The 5,016-nt window shown below is 60.8% G+C and carries 3 protein-coding genes and 2 pseudogenes; 4 read left to right on the top strand and 1 reads right to left on the bottom strand.

Features of this window, described 5'->3' with window-relative positions:
* A pseudogene (locus EOA86_RS21785) lies at window positions 1-616 on the top strand (GMC family oxidoreductase); the annotation flags it as partial.
* Between the two features lie 67 nt (window positions 617-683).
* Here EOA86_RS21785 and EOA86_RS21780 read toward each other — a convergent pair.
* A complete protein-coding gene (locus EOA86_RS21780; RefSeq protein ID WP_127210573.1) occupies window positions 684-1,079 on the bottom strand; it encodes a hypothetical protein in 396 nt (131 codons plus the stop codon).
* A 301-nt stretch (window positions 1,080-1,380) separates the two neighbouring features.
* On the opposite strand from EOA86_RS21780, the gene urtA reads away from it, so the two are divergent.
* From urtA to EOA86_RS21765, 3 genes and pseudogenes are all read left to right on the top strand, one after another.
* A complete protein-coding gene (gene urtA, locus EOA86_RS21775) occupies window positions 1,381-2,691 on the top strand; it encodes an urea ABC transporter substrate-binding protein (protein ID WP_127210572.1) in 1,311 nt (436 codons plus the stop codon).
* A gap of 125 nt (window positions 2,692-2,816) precedes the next feature.
* Window positions 2,817-4,433, top strand: a complete 1,617-nt coding sequence (gene urtB, locus EOA86_RS21770) for an urea ABC transporter permease subunit UrtB (RefSeq protein WP_128343526.1) — start codon at window positions 2,817-2,819, stop codon at window positions 4,431-4,433.
* Window positions 4,430-5,016: pseudogene (locus tag EOA86_RS21765) on the top strand (urea ABC transporter permease subunit UrtC); the annotation flags it as partial. The gene urtB and the pseudogene EOA86_RS21765, both read left to right, overlap by 4 nt.

The following is a 5,016-nucleotide window of genomic DNA, read 5'->3' as shown; positions in this document are numbered from 1 at the left end:
TATGTATCGCGGCACCACCATGGCCGGTATCATCCGCGATGAGGCCCGCAACGATCCTTCGCGCGGCTTCGTCGGCGGCTACGAGCTTGAGACGCTGTCGCTCGGCCTGCCGTTCATGGCCGCCTCAATCCCGGCGGCTGGGGGCGTTCCTTCACCACGGCGCTCGACCACTACGACCATATGGCCGGCATGTGGATCGTCGGCGAAGACATGCCGCGCGAGCAAAAACCGCATCACGCTGCATGCCGATCTCAAGGACGAGCACGGCATGGCGGTAGCGGACGTCCATTTCGACGACCATGCCAACGACACGGCAATGCGAGACCACGCCTACAAGCAGGGCTCGGCGCTTTACGCAGCGGTGGGTGCGACCCGGACCTTCCCGACGCCACCCTATCCGTCGACCCACAATCTCGGCACCAACCGGATGAGCGAGAAGGCGGCCGACGGCGTCGTCAACAAGCATGGCCAGGCGCACGACATCAAGAACCTGTTCGTGTCGGATGGCAGCCAGTTCACCACCGGCGGCGCTGAAAACCCAACATTGACGATCGTGTCGCTGGCGATCCGTCAGGCCGACTATATCGCTGAACAGATGTCGGCCAAGAGCATTTAGCGATACCCTCTCGACTGCCTGTTGGCGCGGAACCTCGCAAGGTTTCGCGCCTCTTCTTGTCGGCTGTTCAACGCTTCGTGCAGGTCGAGGCGGTGAAGGCGCCGTCAGGCTGCTTCATGATGATGTCGAAGGACGGGCTGATTTGACCGTCCGGGATGGCTTGCGTGAGCGAGATCGAGTTGCCGCCGGTCGTATAGCCGCCCAACGGTCCCAACCATGTAATCTCGCCATTTGTATCCATCTGATAGTTGTAGCCCTGCCGGGCGGTTCCGAAGGTCACCGGACCGCTATAGACATTTCCCTTGATGGTGATATCGCCAAGGCTGAGGAACATGCCAAGCAGATAGACTTCGCAGTGATAGGTCCCGTCCGGCAATTTGCCGTGGGTGAAATCGGCGCGTCCACTGGCGGTGGCCGCAACCAGAAGCATGGTGCTGAAAATACGAGAAATCCTGGAGGTCATGACGTCGCTCTTTTGGAGATCGAGCTTGCCGCATTTTCCTGCAGCGCTGCAACCTTTCGTCGTCTTTGATACGGTGTTGCTCAAAATTCATGCATTAATTCGTCACTGATGAAAACTTAGGCGAGAGCGGGGAATTTTTTCTCAATCAGAACACCTGCGGCGGCGCTTAACTTTGGCGGCTAATATATTAACCAGCTGATAGGGCAAGGAAATCTCAGCGCACTCAATTTTGCTCCCGCGGTTGGCACAGCCGTTGCATGGTCTGTTTGCGATGCGATCAACCAGCTAGGGAGTTTGAAATATGAGGGGCAGTTTCTCGACGATAACAAAAATGTTTTCGGCAGGCGCGGTCACAGCCGGCTTGCTGATGAGTATCCCGGCCAGGGCGGCTGACGATACGATCAAGGTGGGTATTCTCCACTCGCTGTCGGGGACCATGGCAATTTCGGAGACGACGCTGAAGGACGCCATGCTGATGCTCATCGAAGAGCAGAATGCAAAGGGCGGCCTGCTCGGCAAGAAGCTCGAAGCGGTCGTCGTCGATCCGGCTTCGAACTGGCCGCTGTTCGCCGAAAAGGCACGCGAGCTGATCTCCAAGAACAAGGTCGCGGCGGTGTTCGGTTGCTGGACCTCGGTGTCGCGCAAATCGGTGCTGCCGGTGTTCAGCGAACTCGACAACATCCTTTTCTACCCCGTCCAGTATGAGGGCGAGGAGAGCGAGCGCAACGTGTTCTACACCGGTGCGGCGCCGAACCAGCAGGCTATTCCGGCCGTCGACTATCTGATGAGCGAGGACGGCGGATCGGTGAAGCGCTGGGTGCTTGAAGGCACCGACTATGTCTATCCACGCACCACCAACAAGATCCTCGAAGCCTATCTGAAGGCCAAGGGCGTCGCTGCCGAAGACATCATGGTCAACTACACGCCGTTCGGCTTCTCCGATTGGCAGACCGAGGTCTCGGCGATCAAGAAGTTCGGCTCGGCCGGCAAGAAGACGGCCGTCGTCTCGACCGTCAACGGCGACGCCAACGTGCCGTTCTACAAGGAACTCGGCAACCAGGGCATCAAGGCCGAGGACATCCCGGTCATGGCCTTCTCGGTCGGCGAGGAAGAGCTTGCCGGTCTCGACACCGCGCCGCTCGTCGGTCATCTCGCCGCTTGGAACTATTTCCAGAGCATCGATACGCCCGAGAACGCGAAGTTCATTGCCGACTGGCACAAGTTCATCAAGAACGACAAGCGCACCACCAACGACCCGATGGAAGCCCACTATGTCGGCTTCAACATGTGGGTGAAGGCGGTTGAGAAGGCTGGCACCACCGACCCTGACAAGGTCATCGACGCCGTGATCGGCGTCTCGGTGCCGAACCTGACCGGTGGTTATTCGACCATGATGCCGAACCATCACATCACCAAGCCGGTGCTGATCGGCGAAATCCAGGCCGATGGCCAGTTCGAGACCGTCTCGCAGACGCCTGGCCTGGTGATGGGTGACGAGTGGTCTGACTATCTGGCTGATTCGAAGGACCTGATCTCCGATTGGCGCGCACCTCTGTCCTGCGGCAACTTCAATGTTGCCACCGGCAAGTGCGGCGGTAAGGGAACCAACTGATCCTCCCGGGTCTGACGGTCGCGGATTTCTCCACGACCTAGACCGCGACGCGTCCGGGCGAGCTCCTCCACTCCTCCAGTCCGCCCGGACGCGAAGTTCAACCCTTCAAGAGTCGCCAGAAATCGATGATCTTCACCCGCGCTATCGGCCTGACGCTGCTGCTCCTCCTGGGGATGCTGTCGCCGTCGAACGCTGCCGAAGCGGATCTGCGCGCCATCATCGCCAAATTTGCCACTGCCTCGAATTTTTCGGCCACCGAAGCTGTCGTGCGCGAGCTGGCGGCCACCGGCGACCCTGCCGTAGAACGCCCGCTTGGCGCGCTTGCGGAGGGCGATCTTTATGTTCGCAAGACCGATTCGCTGGTTTTCATCGGCAAGGAAGGTGGCGGCAGCGTCGAGCTGCTCGACCCGCTGAGCGGTGAAAAGTCCGGCGACGCGGCCAAGGCCGAGATCACCAAGATCAAGGTCAACAATACGCTGCGCCGCGCCATCCGCGATGCCTTGGGCATGCTGACGCTCGGCGCTAAAGACCCGGCTGCCCGCATTGCTGCTGCCGATACAATGTTCAAGACGCCCGATGCCACGAACATCGAGCCACTCGATGCCGCAATCGCCAGCGAAACCGTGGCAAGCGTCAAAGCGCTGCTCGAACAGGCCCGCGCAGCATCGGTTCTGGTGTCGGACAGGCCGGAGGCCGATAAACTCGCGGCGATCGCCCTGATCGGCGCGCGCGGCGACCGCAACGCACTGTCTCTGCTCACCGCCGTCGAGGCCAATTCCGAAGGCGCAGTCAAGGACGCGGCGACGGCGGCGATCGCCAGCATCAATTCGACGCTGGCGCTGTGGGATGCGGGCCAGAACATCTGGTACGGCATTTCGCTCGGATCGGTGCTGCTGCTGGCGGCGATCGGTCTCGCCATCACCTTCGGCGTGATGGGTGTGATCAACATGGCGCATGGCGAAATGGTCATGCTCGGCGCCTACACGACCTTTGTCGTGCAGGAGGTGATCCGCAATTCCTTTCCTGGCCTGTTCGACTGGTCGCTGGTCATCGCGCTGCCGCTCGCCTTCTTGGTCGCGGCGCTCGTCGGCCTTGTCATCGAGCGGGGCGTCATCCGTTTCCTCTACGGCCGGCCGCTGGAGACGCTGCTGGCGACATGGGGGGTCTCGCTGATTCTGCAGCAGGCCGTGCGCACCATCTTCGGGCCGACCAACCAGGAAGTCGGGAACCCGTCATGGATGTCCGGTTCGTTTGATATCGGCCAGCTTGCGGTTACCTGGAACCGGCTCTGGATACTGGTATTCGCGCTCGGTGTGTTCGCGGTGCTGCTTTATGTGATGAAGCGCACGCCCTGGGGCCTGCAGATGCGCGCCGTCACCGCCAATCGCCGCATGGCCGCGTCTATGGGAATCAGGACGCCATGGGTCGACGCGCTGACCTTTGCATTGGGGTCCGGAATTGCCGGCATCGCCGGTGTCGCGCTCAGCCAGATCGACAATGTCTCGCCCAATCTCGGCCGCGGCTACATCATCGACAGCTTCATGGTCGTCGTCTTCGGCGGCGTCGGCAATCTATGGGGCACGCTGGTCGGCGCCTCCTCGCTCGGCATCGTCAACAAGTTTCTCGAACCCTATGCCGGGGCAGTCCTCGGCAAGATAGTCGTGCTGGTCCTCATCATCCTGTTCATCCAGAAACGCCCGCGCGGCCTTTTCGCACTTAAGGGCAGGTCGGTGGAAGCATGATCACGGGACGCTTCTTCGCCGCCGGCGCCGACCGCCGCATCGCCATCACGATCTTCATCCTTTTGGCGATCGCCTTCATCGTGCCGCTGCTCAATCTTGCGGTCTCGCCGACAAGTGCGTTCTACGTGCCGTCCTATGTCGTCGCGCTCACCGGGAAATACCTCTGCTACGCGCTGCTCGCCTTGGCGCTCGATCTCGTCTGGGGCTATTGCGGCATCCTTTCGCTCGGCCACGGCGCCTTTTTCGCGCTCGGCGGCTATGCGATGGGCATGTATCTGATGCGCCAGATCGGTTCGCGCGGCGTCTACGGCAATCCGCTGCTGCCGGACTTCATGGTGTTCCTGAACTACAAGGAGCTGCCGTGGTTCTGGTACGGTTTCGACCATTTCTGGTTTGCGGCGATCATGGTGCTTGCGGTGCCCGGCCTGCTCGCCTTCGTCTTCGGCTGGTTCGCCTTCCGCAGCCGCGTCACCGGCGTCTATCTGTCGATCATCACCCAGGCGATGACCTATGCGCTGCTGCTTGCGTTTTTCCGCAACGACATGGGTTTCGGCGGCAACAACGGCCTGACCGATTTCAAGGA

Origin of the sequence: Mesorhizobium sp. M5C.F.Ca.IN.020.32.2.1, from assembly GCF_004023105.1 — a bacterium.
Classification (GTDB): Bacteria; Pseudomonadota; Alphaproteobacteria; order Rhizobiales; family Rhizobiaceae; genus Mesorhizobium; species Mesorhizobium wenxiniae.
This window is presented reverse-complemented; position numbering and strand designations above follow the sequence as displayed.

Bases quoted from the DNA above. Each gene is read 5' to 3' on its own strand.
- EOA86_RS21780 (WP_127210573.1), bottom strand. From the start codon at position 1,079: ATGACCTCCAGGATTTCTCGTATTTTCAGCACCATGCTTCTGGTTGCG.
- urtA (WP_127210572.1), top strand. From the start codon at position 1,381: ATGAGGGGCAGTTTCTCGACGATAACAAAAATGTTTTCGGCAGGCGCG.
- urtB (WP_128343526.1), top strand. From the start codon at position 2,817: ATGATCTTCACCCGCGCTATCGGCCTGACGCTGCTGCTCCTCCTGGGG.